1 protein-coding gene is annotated in these 942 nt (G+C 48.6%); it reads right to left on the bottom strand.

Annotated features, from left to right (window positions below; genetic code table 11):
- Positions 1-942: elongation factor Tu (gene tuf, locus IE130_RS14105; protein WP_195826283.1), on the bottom strand; the 942-nt coding region annotated here is incomplete at both ends.

The following is a 942-nucleotide window of genomic DNA, read 5'->3' as shown; positions in this document are numbered from 1 at the left end:
CGTTTAGGAATGGCGTATGACGACCACCCTCTTCTTTGCTTAACACGTATACTTCAGCGTCAAACTTGGTGTGAGGCGTGATTGAACCTGGCTTAGCAAGTACTTGGCCACGTTGTACGTCTTCACGCTTAGTACCACGTAGTAGTACGCCACAGTTTTCGCCTGCACGACCTTCGTCAAGCAGTTTACGGAACATCTCTACACCAGTACAGGTGGTTTTTTGAGTGTCACGGATACCGACGATTTCGATTTCGTCACCAACTTTAACGATACCAGATTCAACACGGCCAGTTACAACAGTACCACGACCTGAGATTGAGAATACGTCTTCGATTGGCATTAGGAATGCTTTGTCGATGTCACGCTCTGGCTCTGGGATGTAGGTGTCAAGAACGTTTAGTAGTTCTACGACAGCTGGTTGACCATATTTTTCTTGTGAGCCTTTTAGGGCTTCAGTAGCTGAACCATGGATGATTGGGGTGTCATCACCTGGGAAGTCATAGTCGCTTAGTAATTCACGAACTTCCATTTCTACTAGTTCAAGCAATTCTTCGTCATCAACAACGTCGCACTTGTTCATGAATACGACGATGTACGGTACGCCAACCTGACGTGAAAGCAGGATGTGCTCACGTGTTTGTGGCATAGGGCCGTCAGTTGCAGATACGACTAGGATTGCGCCGTCCATCTGGGCTGCACCGGTGATCATGTTTTTAACATAATCGGCGTGACCTGGGCAATCTACGTGAGCGTAGTGACGTGCTGGGGTGTCATATTCTACGTGTGAGGTGTTGATGGTGATGCCACGTGCTTTTTCTTCTGGGGCTGAGTCAATAGACGCGTAGTCTTTGGCTTCGCCACCTGAGGTGATTGCTGCTACGGTTGCGATAGCGGCTGTTAGGGTTGTTTTACCATGGTCAACGTGTCCGATGGTACCGACGT

This window comes from Psychrobacter glaciei, assembly GCF_014652895.1.
Classification (GTDB): domain Bacteria; phylum Pseudomonadota; class Gammaproteobacteria; order Pseudomonadales; family Moraxellaceae; genus Psychrobacter; species Psychrobacter glaciei.
The sequence above is the reverse complement of the archived record's forward strand: the minus strand, read 5'-3'. Positions and strand labels throughout refer to the sequence as shown.